Raw genomic sequence first — 14,726 nt, forward strand, 5'->3', positions numbered from 1 at the left:
GCCGGTCTCTGTGGGGGCGGGGGGCCCCCCCCCCCCCCCCACCACCCCCCCCGGGGGCGTGCTTTATCTTCCCCCCCCCCCCGCCCGGCGCGCGGCGCCCCCCCCCCCACGAGGTGGACGTGCGCGCGGGACACAGGCACACCGCGGGCGGTTCGAGCGACAGCGAGGAGAACGACTGGCAGCTGAACCCCACCGGCCGATCGCCGTCCAGCGCGGTGATCACCGTGACGCCCGTGCAGAACCGGCTCAGCACGGCCTTGAAGGTTGTGTGCGCGACCCCGAGGGCCGGTCCGTCCGCCTGCAGCACCGCGACTCCTTATTTCGACCAGACATATAGCTGGAAGTCATGAGAGCAGGTGGGGGCGTGGATCGGTCAATACGCAGGTCCGGTGACCGGGAACAGATCGGTAGGACGTACGTAGTTCCACCGATTCGCGATCGCCGTGCGACAGGCCACTGTGACTGGTGACACAACAGACGAATCCGAACATGCCTAGTCGAAATACTTCTAGACTGCATATGAACCAACGGAGGAACATATGACCGTCACCGTGCTGCCCGCAGCGGAACGGGGTGGCGCCATCCCGGTCTCGATGATCGAGCGGATGACCCTCATCCTCGACGCGTTCGATGCCGCCACCCCGACGCTGACCCTGCTGGAACTCGTTGAGCGGACCGGACTTCCGCGCTCGACCGTGCACCGCATCCTGGACCAGATGATCCGGCTGCGCTGGCTGGCACACACCTCCGGCGGCTACCGGCTCGGCATGCGCACCCTGGAGCTGGGCGGACTCACCGCCGACCACAACGAGATTCGCGACGCGGTCGGCCCGCTGCTGCACGAGCTGTCCCAGCGCACCGGCATGGTCGGCCACCTCGCGGTGCTCGACGGCCGCGACGTGGTCTACCTGGACAAGGCGGGCGGCCGGTTCGCCGCCGCCCTGCCGACCCGGCTCGGTGGCCGGATGCCCGCGCACGCAACGGCTCTCGGCAAGGCGATGCTGGCCGCGCTGGAGCCCAGCATCGGCGAGGCCGCCTTCCGCTCGCGGCTGCCCCGGCTGACCCCGCGCACCCTCTGCGAGCCCGAGGCCCTGCGCCGCGAGCTGTCCCAGATCCGGCTGCGGCAGGGCGTGGCCGTCGACCGCGAGGAGGCGGTCGCCGGAATCGCCTGTGTCGCAGCGCCGCTGCGGGCCCGCGGCGCCGCTCCGGCCGCGCTGTCGCTGTCGGGCCGGGCCGATGCGATGAGCTTCGACCGGCTGGCCCGCGTGGTCCTGGAGGTGGCGCACGAGGCCGGGCGCACGCTGTTCCCGCGGCGGGCGCGATGGCGCTAGGCCGGTCCCAGGCCAGGCCCGAGCGATATAGTGCGCCGATGACCCCCGGTCCCGACCTGCCGACCACCTCCTGGGCCGTGCTCGGAATGCTGTCGCACGCCGAGGAACTGTCGGGCTACGACCTGAAGAAATGGGCCGACTGGAGCCTGCAGTTCTTCTATTGGAGTCCGTCGTTCAGCCAGATCTACGCCGAGCTCAAACGACTGGAGAAGCACGGCTACGTCACCTCGCGCGCGGTGCTGTCCGAGGACGGGGTGCGCGGCAAGCGAATGTACGCGATCACGACCAGCGGCCGGGATGCGGTGGCGCACTGGGTGAATCATTCGCCGGTCGAGGCGCCGGTCCTCAAGCACAGCGTGATGCTGCGCGCCTGGCTGGGCCATCTCGCCGAACCGGATCGGCTGCGCGAGATCCTCACCGAGCACATCGATTACGCGGAGCGGATGCGCCGCCGAGCCCAGGCCGATGCCGAGGGAGCCGACACCAACCCGGACTGGGCGTATCCGAGCGCGGTGCTGCGGTGGTGCGTCCGGCACTACGAGGCCGAGCGCGAGTTCGCCCGGGACCTGCTGGCGGACCTGGGCAAGCTGGACCGGCGCGGCGGTCCCCGCCGCCGCAAGTCCTAGACGCGGCGGATGCGCGCCAACCAGGCGACCGTGTCGATGATGCCGTCCTCGGACCGCAGGCCGAGATCGTCGACGTCCTCGGCGACCAACCCGGTGACCCGGCCGCGGTAGCTGCTGGGCCGCAGGTCCTCCAATTCCCAGCCGTCACTGAAGGATTCGCGGATCAGCGTATCGCTGATGCGCGGCCCGATGCCCGGTTCGGCGTTCGACAGCGCCAGCACGTGCAGGTACCCGCCCGGCGTGCACAGCGCGTGCAGGCCGCGGACGTAATCGGCGCGCGCCTGCGGATCCTCGCCGAAGACGTGGAACAGCGCGCTGTCGACGATGGTGTCGAAAACGCCGAGCGCCGCGGCACTCTCGGGCTCACGGCCCAGGCGCACGGCGTCGACGACCCGGAATTGCGCTGCGGGAACGCCCTTGTCGGCGGCGTTGCGCCGCGCGTAGGCCACGGCGCTGGGAGACAGGTCGACGCCCAGCACGTCATAGCCGAGCCTGGTGAGCAGGATCGTATGCTCACCCGCGCCACAGCCGGGATCGAGCACCCGGCCGGTGATGCGGCCCTCGCGCTCCAGCGCCACGATCGCCGGTTGTGGTTCCCCGATCACCCACGGCGCCGTGTCGTTGTCGTAGACGGTGTTCCAGAACTCTGCGGTCTGAGTCATGGTCCCACTCAACACCCTGAACCCCACTCGAGGTCAAGGCCGTTGCGAACGGAAATATCTCGGCGTAGGGGTCCCACTGATCGGTACTTCACCTGGTTCTTCCGGTCCCGGCATATTTCTATCAGGTATATAGGAGGTGGTCGGGATGGCCGGTGACCTGAATTCGGTTCCGGAGGCGGTGGCGGCGCTGAGCGCCGGTGGCCCGGTGCTCGTCGTCGACGATGCGGACCGGGAGAACGAGGGCGATCTGGTGCTGGCCGCCGAGCGCGCCACGGCGGACACCGTCGGATTCCTGGTCCGGCACACCAGCGGGGTGCTGTGCGCGCCGATGGCGGGCGCGGACCTGGACCGGCTGCTGCTGCCGCCGATGACGGCGGTCAACGAGGATCCCAGGGGCACCGCGTACACGGTGTCGGTGGATGCCGCGGCGGGGATCTCGACCGGCATCTCCGCGGCCGATCGCGCGCACACGATGCGCCTGCTCGCCGACCCCCGCACCTCCCACGCCGACCTCACCCGCCCCGGGCACGTGTTCCCGCTGCGCGCCCATCCGCGCGGGGTGCTGGGCCGCCCCGGGCACACCGAGGCCACCGTCGACCTGCTGCGGCTGGCCGGGATGCGACCGGCGGGCGTCATCGGCGAGGTGGTCAACGACGACGGTTCGATGGCCCGGCTGCCCGAACTGCTGACCTTGGCGCGCGGGCACCGCATTCCGATCATCTCCATCGCCGATCTCATCACCCACCGAAACCGCCTGGAGCACACCGTCACCCGGCTCGCCGAGACCCGGTTGCCCACGCGCTACGGCGAATTCCGGGCACTCGGCTATCGCGACGACGAGACCGAGCACCTGGCCCTGGTATTCGGCGATCCCGCGGGCTCGGGCGTGCTGGCCCGGCTGCATTCGGAATGCCTGACCGGCGATGCCTTCGGCTCGCTGCGCTGCGACTGCGGCGCGCAACTGGATGCGGCGCTGCGGGCGGTGGCGGCCGCGGGCCGGGGCCTGGTGGTGTACCTGCGCGGGCAGGAGGACCGCGACACAGGTCTGCTGAACAAGTTGCGCGCCTACGCTTTACAGGACGGCGGCGCGGATACCGTCGACGCCGACCTGCGGCTGGGGCTGCCGATCGACGCCCGCCGCTACGGCGCGGGTGCGCGGATCCTCGCCGATCTGGGCGTGCAGTCGGTGCGGCTGCTGAGCAACAATCCCGCCAAGCAGTCGGGGCTCGAGGCATACGGCCTCGCCGTGTGCGAACGAATTCCCTTGCAGACCGAGCCGACCGAGCACAATGTCCACTACCTGCGCACCAAGCGCGACCGCCTGCGCCACCAGTTCACCGATGCCGACCTCGCCGCCGCCCACCGCTAGGGCCGCGCCCCGCTCACGAATCGTGTTCGGCCAGCCAGCGTTTCGCGCGGGTGGGCGAGGCGCGCGAGAGCCACGCGTCCTGCACCACCTCTGTCAGCTCGTCCAGGCCCAGCTCGCCGATCCGGCTGCCCCGCACCAGCACCGACGGGTGGCCGTCGAAGTGCGGCGTGGTGAAGAACGGCGAGTCCGGGTCCTGCACCAGCGCCAGCTTGTCGGACTCCGACGGCACCCAGATCACGATCACGTCGGCGAAGCGCTCCCCCGTGTCCGGGTCGAAGGCGTCCGGACGCGGAGTCCTGAAGAACACGAACGACTTACGCCCGACCTGGTAGACCGGGTTGCCCCGCGGGCCGTACTCGACCGTGACGTGCGGCATGGCCCGGGCCAGGTCGTGCACATCGTCCACCCGTGCGCGCCGTGCCATCGGCGATCCTCAGTCGGCCAGTCCGGCAAGGAGTTTGCGGGTGCGTGCCGCGTCGTCACCCCCGGCGAACACGGCGCCGTAGAACTCGGTGGCGCCCGCCGCGAAGACCTCGCGCACCCGCGCGGCCACCTGCTCCTCGGACCCGATGATCGCCAGATCGGCCGGGCCCTCGGCGCCCTCGCGGTCCATCATCGCGCGGTACGAGGGCAGCGTGCCGTAGGCGCCGAAGACCGACGCGGCCTGCTCCCGGGCATCGTCGACCTTGTCGGTGACCAGCACCGGCAGCGCGCACACCACCCGCGGCGCCGGGCGGCCCGCCTCGGCCGCGGCGGCGGTGATGGTCGGCGCGATGTGCTCGCGGATGGTCGCCGGACCGGTCATCCACAGCACGGTGCCGTCGGTGCGGCGCCCGGCCAGCTTCAGCATCTGGGTCCCCATCGCCGCCACCAGCACCGGCACCCGGCCCTCGTTCGGGACCGACAGGGCCAGGTTGGCACTCAGGGTCTCGCCGGCGTACGACACCGGCTCGCCGTCCAGCAGCGGCAGCAGCGCCGACAGGTATTCCTTCATGTGCCGGGCGGGGCGGTCGAAATCGTAGCCGAACATGTTCTCGATGACGATCTGATGCGACAGGCCGATGCCCAGCGTGAGACGGCCGGGACCGGCGGCCAGCGCGGTGGTGCGCGCCTGCTGGGCCATGGTGCCCGGATGCCGCGGGTAGGTGGGCACGACCGCGGTGCCCAGGTCGATGCCCGGGACCTGGCTGCCCGCGACCGCCAGCGCGGTCAGCGCATCGATACCGAAGATGTGCGAGAGCCAGGCCGAGTCGAAGCCCTCCTCGGCGGCCTGCGCCAGGTCGTCGGTGATCCGGCGCAGCGCGTCGGGTCCGGTCGGTTCGTTGAGCAGGATGCCGATCCGCACTGCGGGCCTCCTAGGGTCGGGTGTCGGTTCGATCATCCAGCCTATGCCCGGTGCCGCGGGAGCACGCCTCCCACCGCCATAGCCGATGTGGTCCGCGCGCGACCCAGGTCACGATAGTGTTACCCACCATGGCGCGGCGTGTCTCCGGAAACCTTCCCGCCGAGGTCACCAGCTTCGTCGGCCGCCGCGACGAACTGGCCACCGCCAAGCGGCTGCTGCCCTCGACGCGGGTGCTGACCCTGCTCGGCCCGGGCGGCGTCGGCAAGACCCGGCTGTCCCGGCAGGTCGGCGAGGCGACGGCGCGCGCCTTCCCCGACGGGGTGTGGCTGGTCGAGCTGGCTGACGTGCACGACCCCGAGCTGGTGACGCTCACCGTCGCCGAGGCGCTGCGGTTGCGCGACGACACCACCGCGCCGCTGCTGCGGCTCACCGAGTTCCTCGCCGACAAGCGGCTGCTGCTGATCCTGGACAACTGCGAACACGTGATCGACGCCTGCGCCGAGCTGGTCGGGCGGATCGTCGGCAGCACGCCGCGGGTCCGGGTGCTCGCGACCAGCCGCGAGGTGCTGGGGATCCCCGGCGAGCAGGTCATGCCGGTGCCGCCGCTGGCGGTCACCGACCCCGACGGCGACGCCCTGCGGCTGCTGGTGGAGCGGGCCGGGGCCGCCAACCCGGGATTCGAGCTCACCCCCGCCAACCGCGCCACCCTCGCCGCCATCTGCCACCGGCTCGACGGCATCCCGCTGGCATTGGAGCTGGCGGCCTTGCGGTTTCGGGTGTTCACCCCCGAGCAGATCCTGGACCGGCTCGACAACACCATGGAGCTGCTCACCGCGGGCCCGCGCACCGCGCCACAGCGGCAGCAGACCATCGAGGGCGCCATCCGGTGGAGCTACGAGCTGTGCACACCGGTGGAACAGCAACTGTGGCAGCAGCTTTCGGTGTTCGCGGGCGGGTTCGACATCGATGCCGCGCAGGCGGTGGGCGCGCTGCCGGGCGGCCCGGCGGCGCTGGTGGATGCCCTCACCGGGCTCGTCGACAAGTCCGTGCTGACGCTGCGCTACGACGGCGCGGCCGCCAGATATTCGATGCTGGAACCGATTCGGCAGTTCGGGCACGACCGGCTGGCCGAGCGCGGCGGCGACCACGCGGTGCGGGCCCGCCACCGCGACCACTTCCGGGAGCTGGCGCTGCGCGGCCAGCGCGCGTACTGGACGGGCGCCGACCTGGACTGGTTCCGGGAGCTGGCGCGCAACCACGCGAATCTCCGTTCGGCGCTGCAGTTCTCACTCGGTAACGCACCGCAGCTGGCGCTGGAGACCGCGACGGTGCTGCGGCCGTTCTGGGAACACTACCGGTTCGTCTCGGAGGGGTACCGCTGGCTCACCGACGCCCTGGCGCGCAACCCCGAACCGACCTGGGAGCGGGCGCGGGCCCTGTCGTCGGCGGCCTCGTTGGCGGCGCTGCTGTCGGACCGGGAACCGGCCGCGCGGCTGGTGGCCGAATGTATCGAGGTGGCAACCGATCTGGGCGCCGAGGACATTCTCGCCGAGGCCCGGCTGGAGCAGGCGCTGATCGCGTTCACCGACGGCGACACGGCCGCCGCGTTGACGCTGTCGGAACAGGCCGACGAGCTGGCCCGCCGGGTCGGACATCAGACCGCCGAGATGGACAGCCTCGCCTTCGGTTTCATGTGCGCGACGCTGCTGGAGGACGAACGTTCCACGGCCATCGCGCAGCGCTTCCTGGCCGCGACCGAACAGCACGGCCCGCATCTGCTGGGTGGGCTCGCGCTGTGGGTGGTCGGCATCGACCACTGGCGGCACGGCGATCAGGGGGCGGCCGCGGAGTACATGAGCCGGGCCGTCGAGATGTTCGCCCGATTCGACCGATGCGTCTGGCTGGCTTCGGCATTCGACGGTCTGGCGTGGTCGGCGGCGGCGCGCGGGGAGATGCAGCGGGCGGCCCGGCTGATGGGTGCGGCGGAGACGCTGCAGCGCAGCACGGTCCGGCTGGCCCACGCCATCACCAGCGCCGTCGGGGAGAAGGTGCGGGCCCAGGTGCGAGATGCGCTGGGCGAGCGGGGTTTCGACGCCGCCTTCGACAGCGGCGCCGCGCTGCCGCTGCCCGCCGCCATCGATTACGCCCTCGGCCGCTAATCCCCGCCCCCCCCACCGGCGGCGGCCGCGCGGCCGGTCGACACGGCGGCCGTGGAGGTCCTCACCCGCCGGGAGAAGGATGTCGCCCGCCTCGTCGCGGCCGGGCACAGCAACAAGCGCATCGCCGCCGACCTGGTGATCTCGGTGCGCACCGCGGAAACCCACGTCGAGCACATCCTCACCAAGCTCGGCTTCACCTCCCGCACCCAGATCGCCGGGTGGGCGCGGGACCACGGGCTGTAGGACTACAGCCCGTGCGCGAGGAAATCGAGGACGGTGCGCTCGAAGGCGTCCTTGCGCTCGACCTGGACCCAGTGGCCGCAGCGGGCGAAGATGCGCAGGTCGGCGTTGGGTAGTTGACGGGCGGGCAGGAGGCTGCCCTCGACCGGGGTCACCCGGTCGTCGCGGCCCCACAGCATCAGGACCTCGTGCCGCAGCGTGCGCAGCCGCGCCCACAGCGGGACCGGGTCGGCCAGGGCCGGGTTGTAGAAGGTCGCGTAGGCGTCGGCGAGGGCCTTGGTCTGTTTCGGATCGGTGGCCGCGGCGATGCGGGTGGCGATCAGCTCGTCGGTGAGCACCGACTGGTCGAACACCATCGTCTTCAGCCAGTCGACGGCGCGCTCGCGGGTCGGGTCGGCGTTGAAGTCCAGCAGCCGCCGAATCCCTTCGGACGGTTCGGGTCCCAGCACGTTCACGCCGACGCCGCCGGGTGCCATCAGCACCAGCCGGTCGGCCCGCTCCGGATGCTCGAGCGCCAGCAGCGCCGCCACCGCGCCGCCCATCGAATTGCCCAGCAGGTGCGCCTTGTCCAGCCCCAGCTCGTCCAGCAGTCCGAGTACGGCATCGACCGCGATGCGTAAATAGTTGCGGTCGTATGTTTCCGGGCGCTCGCTGGCGCCGAAGCCCGGCTGATCCAGGATCAGGCAGCGGTAGTGCCGCGACAGCACCGGCAGATTCGCGCCGAAGTTCGCCCAGCCGGACACCCCCGCGCCGGAGCCGTGCAGCAACACCAGCGGGGCACCCGAACCGGCCTCGTGGTAGCGCAGCTTCACGCCGTCGACACCGACCCATCGGGTCGTGCTCTCGGCGGTCAATTCTCCTGTCTCCGAACCCATCACAGCATCCTGTCCTCGACCTCGAGGCCGAACTCGCCCTTGCCGAACATCGCCAGTGCACGTTCCACATCGTTGATGACGTGCACGCTACCGGCGTGGGCATCGCGCCAATGCCGTTCGATCGCATTGGGTTTGCGGATGGCGTGCCCGCCGGAGTTCTCGAACAGCAGGTCGATCGCGTAGAGCGCGCGCTCGGTTCCGCGCACCTGGTCGCGCCGGCTGCGCAGCCGCAGCTCGAACGGAATCTCCTCCCCCGCTTCGGCATAGCACAGCTGCTCGGACATGTTGCGTTCCATCTGCAGCACGGCCGCGTCGATCTCGGAGGCCGCGCGCGCGACCCGCACGTGCGCGAACGGATCCTCCGCCACCTTCTGCCCGCCGTAGGACAGCCGCACCCGCTCGCGCTGCCGCTCGATATGCGCCTCGTAGGCGCCCTGGGCCGCGCCGATGATCGGCGCGGTGATGGTGTTGGAGAACACGCTGCCGAACGAGATCCGGTACAGCGGTGCGGGATTGGCCTGCTGGCCCGGGCCCCGCAGCGCGGCCTGCTCCGCCGCGCTGTAGGCCCGGTGCGCGGGGAGGAACGCCTTGTCGATGACGACGTCGTTGCTGCCGGTTCCGGCCAGGCCCGACACCTCCCAGTTCTCCTCGATCCGGTAGTCGCCGCGCGGCACCAGGATCGTCAGGTAGTCCATGCCGCCCTGGTCGTTCGGGGTCAGCGCGCCGAGGAACGCCCACTGGGCGTGGTCGCAGCCGGAGGAGAAGCTCCAGCGCCCGCTGACCTCGTAGCCGCCGTCGACGACGGTCAGCTTGCCGGTCGGCGCGTACGACGAGGACACCAGCGTGTCCGTGTCGGTGCCCCAGACGTCCTGCTGCGCCCGCAGCGGGAACAGCGCCAGCTGCCATGGATGGGCGCCCAGTACCGACGCCACCCACGCCGTGGACGGGCAGGCGGTCGCGATCGCGCGGATCACCTCGTAGAAGGCCACCGGCGACGCCTCGTCGCCGCCGAACCGCGCGGGCTGCAGCATCCGGAACACACCGGCGTCGGTGAGCTCCCGGATCGTCTGCTCCGGCACCCGCCGCCGCTCCTCGGCCGTGACGGCCCGCTCCCGAATCACCGGGAGCAGATCCCGCACCCGATCGAGCACCTTGTTCGTCATCGCGGCTGTTCCTCCTGCATCGTCTGCGGCGCAAATACCTTCCCCCGACGCTATGCCGCAGGACCCGATCGCAGCCCCCACCAGTCCCGATGATCGGAATCGGTGATCCCGGCCAAAGCACGCCGGGAATGAACAGGGGAGCACGCCGGGAATGAACGGGGGAGCGCGCCGGGAATGACAAGGGAGCACCCCGGGAATGACGAGAGAGCGCGCCGGGAAACCTGGACGCGGAATCGGAATCGGTGGTGGGCTGGGTCAGCTGCCGTGGATCAGCTCGCGGATGTGGCGGTAGCGGGCGCGGATTTCCGGGCCGGTGTTGTTCGATGGTGTGGGGAATTCGCGGGCGGGGGGTGGTGACCAGGCCGGGGGTTCTGGGGTGGACGCGAGGGTCCAGGCGGCCTGGCGGGCGGCGCCCAGGGCGACGTATTCCTGGGGTTCGGGGACGGCGACGGTGACGTCGAAGATCTGGGCGGCGATCTCGGCGACCAGGGGATTGGCCGCGGCGCCGCCGATGAGCAGGACGCGGCGGGGCTCGATGCCCGCGGCGCGGAGGTGGTCGAGGGCGTCGGCGAGGTTGCACAGCATGCCCTCGATTCCGGCGCGGGCCAGGTGATGCGGGGCCATGTTGTCGAGGGTCAGGCCGTGCAGGGTGCCGGTGGCCTCGGGGAGATTGGGGGTGCGCTCACCGGCCAGGTACGGCAGCAGGGTCAGGCCCGCGGCGCCCGGAACGGACTGCCGGGCAAGCGTTTCCAGCTCGGCCAGGCCGACACCGGCGAGCGCGGCGGTGCGGTCGAGCACCCGGGCGGCGTTCAGCGTGCACACCAGCGGCAGGTAGGCGCCGGTGGCGTCGGCGAAGCCGTTGATCGCGCCGGTGGCGTCGGCGCTCGGGCGCCCGTCGCGGGTGAAGACCGTGCCGCTGGTGCCGAGCGACACCGCGACGTCGCCGTCGCCGAGGCCCAAACCCAGTGCGGCGGCGGCATTGTCGCCGGTACCGGCCGCCACCAGCAGGCCGTCCGGGGTCTGCCCGGCCGCCTCGGACGGCCCCAGCACCCGCGGCAATTCGGGGATGCGATCCCGGAAGGCCAGGGCGACAAGGTCTTTGCGGTACTCCCCGTCCGCGGGCGACCAGTACCCCGTGCCGGAGGCGTCGCCGCGGTCGGTGGTCGGCTCGAGGTCGGGGGTGCCGCCGCGCAGTCGCCAGGTCAGATAGTCGTGCGGCAGCAGCACCCGCGCCACCCGATCCGCGTGCTCCGGTTCGTGATCGGCCAGCCAGCGCAGCTTCGCGACCGTATGCGCGGCCAGCGGCACGATGCCCACGGCCTCGGCCCACACCCGCGGCCCGCCCAGCTCGGCCACCAGGTCGGCGGCGGCCGCCGCCGATCGCGTGTCGTTCCACAGCAATGCCTGCCGCACCGGAACACCGGCGTCGTCCAGCGCGACCAGCCCGTGCTGCTGGCCCGCCACCGCGATCGCCGACACCCCGTCGAGCACCCCGTCGGTGACCGACCGCAGCGCCCGCCACCACGCCTCGGCGGGCACCTCGGTGCCGTCGGGATGCGCAATCCTGCAGTGCCGCACTATCTTTCCGCTGTCCGCATCGCAGACGACGACCTTGCACGATTGGGTCGAGCTGTCGACCCCCGCTACCAACATCAGTGACGCTCCCGAGACGACGGCCGGATCTGTATCTTGCGCCCCGCTCCCGACCGGAATGTCTCCATGGCCTCGGAGAACTCGGTCAGCGGGAAGTGGTGGGTGATCATGGTGTCGGCGTCGATCACGCCCTCGCCCAGCAGGTCGACGGCCCGGCCGAAGCTGTGCAGCACCGCCATCGACCCGACGATGGTGATCTCGTCGTTGTAGATGCGGAACGGGGAGATCGCGGCCCGCGCGTCCCCGGGGGCCACCCCGAACTGCTGGAAGGTACCGCCGCGCCGGACCCGGGCCAGCCCGTCCTCGATCGCGGGAACCGCACCCGTGCAGTCGATCACGACCTCCCAGCCCTGCGGGCGATCGAGCTCGTCGGCGTCCGCGACGGCCGCCTCGGCGCCCAGTGTCCGCGCCACCTCCAGCCGCGCCGTGTTGAGATCCACCACCGACACCGAGGCCGCCCCGGCGGCGACGGCCAGCTGCAGCATCAGCAGGCCCATCGTGCCCGCGCCGTAGACGAGATAGTGCGAGCCCAGCCGCCGCGGCAGCACATCGAAGCCGTGTACCGCGCACGACAGCGGCTCGACCAGTGCCCCGTGCACGGCCGAGACGTGGCCGGGCAGGCGATGGCAGTTGGCCGCGGGCACCTTCACATACTCGGCCATCGCGCCGTCGACGGTATCGCCGATGGCACCCCAGTTCTCGCAGAGATTGCCCCGGCCGATCGCGCAGAAATGACAGTGCCCGCAGAACAGCGACGGATCGACCGCGACCATGTCGCCGACCCGTACCCCGGCGCTGTCCCCGCCGAGCGCCACCACCTCACCGGCGAATTCGTGGCCCGGCACGATCGGATACGGCGTCGGCGGAAATTCCCCGGCGACGATGTGCATATCGGTGCCGCAGATCCCGACCGCGCCGACCCGCACCACCACCTCGCCGGGACCGGGCGCCGGATCCGGCACCGTCGTCACCGCGAACTGCCCGGGCTCGTCGATCACCAACGCACGCATAGCTCCACCTCACGACGATCGGCGGCCGGTGACCGACCGGTGCTGGTACCACAGCGCGGTGGTGGCGATATCGGCCTGCTCGAGCGGCAGATAGCGGCCGTCGTCGCGCCAGCCCAGGGCCTGCACGGTCACCCGCAGGCTGCGGTCGAAGCAGATCGGGTCGCGGACGTGCCAGCGGTAGATGCCGAACTTCTGCCGCGGCCGATAGATCTCGTCGGCGGGCAGGGCCTGCACGAATCCGAGATACGGGGTCGAGTAGGTGCGGTAGCTGCCGCCGAGGTCGAAATTCCAGGCCCCGCCCACGTAGTCCTCGGTGCCGGTGCCGCAGATGGTGGGGAATTCGGTGTCGCCGTCGAGGTAGAACTTCACCTCGCCCTCACCCCACCAGCCCGGTGCGTTGGGCACGATCGCCAGATAGGTGCCGACATAGCGCCCCGGGCCCGGGACATCGCCCAGGATCGTGTGAATCGCGGGGCTGCCCAGGGGGTTCCGGCGATGCCAGCGCGCGTGCAGGTAGCCCGCCGTGCGCGGGACGTCCTGCTCGAGGTAGGTCAGCTGGTAGTACACCGGCACCTGCCGGTCGCTGCCGTTGTGCAGCGTGACGCGGGCGTGGGAGCGAAACGGCATGGGCCAGAAGCTGTTCAGCCCGCCCGCGGGCGCGACCACCACCATCTCCGAGTTCACCAGCGCCAGTTCCTCCCAGGCATTGCAGAAGAACGCGCCCAGCGGCACCTCGATCGCGGGCTCGGACTCGGCGTCCCAGTACATGCGCAGCGTCAATTGCTGCAGCACGCTGCGGTCGGTGGTGAGCCAGAAATGCCGGATGATGCCGGGCCCGGAGATATCGGCGAGCGTGGCCGTCGCCCCCGACGGTAGGTCGATCGAGGGCGAGACCTTCCATCCGATACCCAGGTCACGGGCCGCATCGGCACCCGTACCGGTGGTTGCGCGACCGCCCGCCCCCGGTGCCCCGGTGGGGTTCTCCGGGCTGATGGAGCGGGTACGCGCCTGATCGAGCCGCCATATCTCGTGCACCATCGCGATTTTGACATGCGACCCCACCCGCGCGGTCGCGATTCGCCGAGCCGGGCCGTCGCGGGTTCGACGACCGGCTCCGCGCTCCCGCTGACCGGGACTGGGTCCCGTCCGGCGCGCGGGCAGTGGCGATGGTGTGTGAACGGCGTCACGTTCCATGGGTGCGCGCCCGGAGGAGGAAAGAAGTAGATGCGGGTCCTGATCACCGGAGTCACCGAGCCGAGCGGGCGCGCGGTGGCGCGCATGCTGCTGGCCGCCGGCCACGAGGTGGTCGGCGTCGACGGCCGCCGCCACCGATACGTCGATCCGCGGGTCGAGATGATCGTCGGGAATCCGGCCGATCGGCACACCTGTGCCCGGGCGCTGTCCGGGTGCGACGGTGCGATCCACCTGTCGACCGCTCCGGCCACCGCCGTGGCCACCGCGGCGCGCGAGACCGGGGTCCGGCTGGTGGTCCCGGTGACGGCGGGACACGAGGTGCCCGCCGCGGTCACGGCCGCGGATGCGCTGGTGGTCCGCACCGCCCTGGTCGCCGGGAGGGATCTGCGGCGCGGCAGCTGGCGGCTGCTCGAGACGCTGCTGGGATCGCGTGGGCCGCAGGACTTTCAACTGCTGCACAACGACGACCTCGAACGCTTCCTGGTGCTGGCGGCCGGGACCCAGCGCACGGGTGTGGTCGAATTGGCCGCGCCGGGAACGGTTTCCGGAGACGATGCCCGCCGCATCCTGCGTGCGGCGGGCGTGCGGTACACGCCGTGGGTGCCGCGCCACACGCGGGCGCACCCGCCGGTGCTGGAACCGGTTGCCGCCTACGCGGAGTGGGGCTTCCGTTGCGGCTGGACCGCCCGCGAGGTGGTGGACGACATCGCCCGCGGCCTGCCCGGCAGGCGGCGGCACGGCGACCGGTTCCGCGACCGCGTCGGCGCGATTCCGCTGCCCGCGCATGTGATTCCGGCGCGCGCCACCACCTCCGACGGCCACGCCCTCGAGGTCGCCGCACCGGACGGGCTGGAGGGCGAATTCGACGATCGCGTCGACTCCCGCATCCCGGTGCACACGGCGACCAACACCTCCGAGGCGCTGCCCGGCCCGATGACGCCGCTGACCATCGACCTGCAGGCGGGAGCGATCCGGCTGGGCAACGAGGCGATGGGACGGATGATCGCCCTCGAGGGAATCGCCTTGGAGCACTGGGTGTCCCGCGTGACCTCGGTGCTGGGGCACAGCTTCTACATCAACGCCTCCATCGGCGTGCTGG

Annotated in this window: 15 protein-coding genes; 6 read left to right on the forward strand and 9 right to left on the reverse strand. The window is 71.3% G+C overall.

The window, feature by feature from the left end:
* On the reverse strand, positions 1 to 307 hold a 307-nt coding region (locus QH290_RS24840), incomplete at its 3' end, for a flavin reductase family protein (RefSeq protein WP_280385463.1).
* Between the two features lie 232 nt (positions 308 to 539).
* Here QH290_RS24840 and QH290_RS24845 point away from each other — a divergent pair.
* The gene (locus tag QH290_RS24845; protein ID WP_280263234.1) at positions 540 to 1,331 is read left to right on the forward strand and encodes an IclR family transcriptional regulator; all 792 of its coding nucleotides are present in this window, start codon (positions 540 to 542) and stop codon (positions 1,329 to 1,331) included.
* Positions 1,332 to 1,369: 38 nt separating this feature from the next.
* Complete coding sequence (locus QH290_RS24850) at positions 1,370 to 1,957, forward strand: PadR family transcriptional regulator (RefSeq protein ID WP_280263232.1); 588 nt, start codon at positions 1,370 to 1,372, stop codon at positions 1,955 to 1,957.
* Here QH290_RS24850 and QH290_RS24855 read toward each other — a convergent pair.
* The gene (locus QH290_RS24855) at positions 1,954 to 2,619 is read right to left on the reverse strand and encodes a class I SAM-dependent methyltransferase (protein ID WP_280385465.1); all 666 of its coding nucleotides are present in this window, start codon (positions 2,617 to 2,619) and stop codon (positions 1,954 to 1,956) included. The genes QH290_RS24850 and QH290_RS24855 overlap by 4 nt on opposite strands.
* A 145-nt stretch (positions 2,620 to 2,764) precedes the next feature.
* Here QH290_RS24855 and QH290_RS24860 point away from each other — a divergent pair, with 145 nt between their 5' ends.
* On the forward strand, positions 2,765 to 3,988 hold the full coding sequence (locus tag QH290_RS24860) for a bifunctional 3,4-dihydroxy-2-butanone-4-phosphate synthase/GTP cyclohydrolase II (protein ID WP_280385467.1): 1,224 nt from the start codon (positions 2,765 to 2,767) through the stop codon (positions 3,986 to 3,988).
* 13 nt (positions 3,989 to 4,001) lie between these two features.
* Here the strand turns inward: QH290_RS24860 and QH290_RS24865 are convergent, their stop codons facing one another.
* Both QH290_RS24865 and QH290_RS24870 read right to left on the reverse strand, forming a co-directional pair.
* Positions 4,002 to 4,412, reverse strand: coding sequence for an MmcQ/YjbR family DNA-binding protein (locus QH290_RS24865; RefSeq protein ID WP_280385469.1), 411 nt, complete (start codon positions 4,410 to 4,412; stop codon positions 4,002 to 4,004).
* A gap of 9 nt (positions 4,413 to 4,421) precedes the next feature.
* Positions 4,422 to 5,333, reverse strand: a complete 912-nt coding sequence (locus QH290_RS24870) for an LLM class F420-dependent oxidoreductase (protein WP_280385471.1) — start codon at positions 5,331 to 5,333, stop codon at positions 4,422 to 4,424.
* A gap of 128 nt (positions 5,334 to 5,461) precedes the next feature.
* On the opposite strand from QH290_RS24870, the gene QH290_RS24875 reads away from it, so the two are divergent.
* Positions 5,462 to 7,492: an ATP-binding protein gene (locus QH290_RS24875; RefSeq protein WP_280385473.1), complete on the forward strand. Its 2,031-nt coding sequence runs from the start codon at positions 5,462 to 5,464 to the stop codon at positions 7,490 to 7,492.
* A 51-nt stretch (positions 7,493 to 7,543) separates the two neighbouring features.
* The gene (locus QH290_RS24880) at positions 7,544 to 7,735 is read left to right on the forward strand and encodes a response regulator transcription factor (protein WP_280385475.1); all 192 of its coding nucleotides are present in this window, start codon (positions 7,544 to 7,546) and stop codon (positions 7,733 to 7,735) included.
* Positions 7,736 to 7,737: 2 nt separating this feature from the next.
* Here the strand turns inward: QH290_RS24880 and QH290_RS24885 are convergent, their stop codons facing one another.
* The 5 genes from QH290_RS24885 to QH290_RS24905 all read right to left on the reverse strand — a co-directional run bounded on the left by QH290_RS24885 (position 7,738) and on the right by QH290_RS24905 (position 13,471).
* Entirely contained in the window at positions 7,738 to 8,607 is an 870-nt protein-coding gene (locus QH290_RS24885) for an alpha/beta fold hydrolase (RefSeq protein ID WP_280385477.1), read from the reverse strand.
* Positions 8,607 to 9,770 (reverse strand): 3-hydroxy-9,10-secoandrosta-1,3,5(10)-triene-9,17-dione monooxygenase oxygenase subunit, encoded by a 1,164-nt coding sequence (gene hsaA, locus QH290_RS24890; protein ID WP_280385479.1) that lies wholly within the window; start codon positions 9,768 to 9,770, stop codon positions 8,607 to 8,609. The genes QH290_RS24885 and hsaA overlap by 1 nt, the downstream gene beginning before the upstream one ends.
* A gap of 255 nt (positions 9,771 to 10,025) precedes the next feature.
* Positions 10,026 to 11,426 carry a xylulokinase gene (gene xylB, locus QH290_RS24895; protein ID WP_280385483.1) on the reverse strand — a complete coding sequence of 467 codons (1,401 nt, stop codon included), beginning with the start codon at positions 11,424 to 11,426 and terminating at the stop codon, positions 10,026 to 10,028.
* Positions 11,423 to 12,433, reverse strand: a complete 1,011-nt coding sequence (locus QH290_RS24900; RefSeq protein WP_280263220.1) for a zinc-dependent alcohol dehydrogenase family protein — start codon at positions 12,431 to 12,433, stop codon at positions 11,423 to 11,425. Before QH290_RS24900 ends, xylB begins: the two co-directional genes overlap by 4 nt.
* 9 nt (positions 12,434 to 12,442) lie before the next feature.
* Positions 12,443 to 13,471: a glycoside hydrolase family 172 protein gene (locus QH290_RS24905; RefSeq protein WP_280385481.1), complete on the reverse strand. Its 1,029-nt coding sequence runs from the start codon at positions 13,469 to 13,471 to the stop codon at positions 12,443 to 12,445.
* 186 nt (positions 13,472 to 13,657) lie between these two features.
* Here QH290_RS24905 and QH290_RS24910 point away from each other — a divergent pair.
* The coding region (locus QH290_RS24910; RefSeq protein WP_342213765.1) for an NAD-dependent epimerase/dehydratase family protein at positions 13,658 to 14,726 on the forward strand (1,069 nt) is incomplete at its 3' end.

Source organism: Nocardia wallacei, assembly GCF_029869545.1.
GTDB lineage: Bacteria > Actinomycetota > Actinomycetes > Mycobacteriales > Mycobacteriaceae > Nocardia > Nocardia wallacei_A.

Coding starts and splice junctions, on each gene's coding strand:
- hsaA (WP_280385479.1), bottom strand. CDS start 9,770: ATGACGAACAAGGTGCTCGATCGGGTGCGGGATCTGCTCCCGGTGATT.
- QH290_RS24885 (WP_280385477.1), bottom strand. CDS start 8,607: ATGGGTTCGGAGACAGGAGAATTGACCGCCGAGAGCACGACCCGATGG.
- QH290_RS24875 (WP_280385473.1), top strand. CDS start 5,462: ATGGCGCGGCGTGTCTCCGGAAACCTTCCCGCCGAGGTCACCAGCTTC.
- QH290_RS24905 (WP_280385481.1), bottom strand. CDS start 13,471: ATGGTGCACGAGATATGGCGGCTCGATCAGGCGCGTACCCGCTCCATC.
- QH290_RS24850 (WP_280263232.1), top strand. CDS start 1,370: ATGACCCCCGGTCCCGACCTGCCGACCACCTCCTGGGCCGTGCTCGGA.
- QH290_RS24860 (WP_280385467.1), top strand. CDS start 2,765: ATGGCCGGTGACCTGAATTCGGTTCCGGAGGCGGTGGCGGCGCTGAGC.
- QH290_RS24855 (WP_280385465.1), bottom strand. CDS start 2,619: ATGACTCAGACCGCAGAGTTCTGGAACACCGTCTACGACAACGACACG.
- QH290_RS24845 (WP_280263234.1), top strand. CDS start 540: ATGACCGTCACCGTGCTGCCCGCAGCGGAACGGGGTGGCGCCATCCCG.
- QH290_RS24865 (WP_280385469.1), bottom strand. CDS start 4,412: ATGGCACGGCGCGCACGGGTGGACGATGTGCACGACCTGGCCCGGGCC.
- QH290_RS24900 (WP_280263220.1), bottom strand. CDS start 12,433: ATGCGTGCGTTGGTGATCGACGAGCCCGGGCAGTTCGCGGTGACGACG.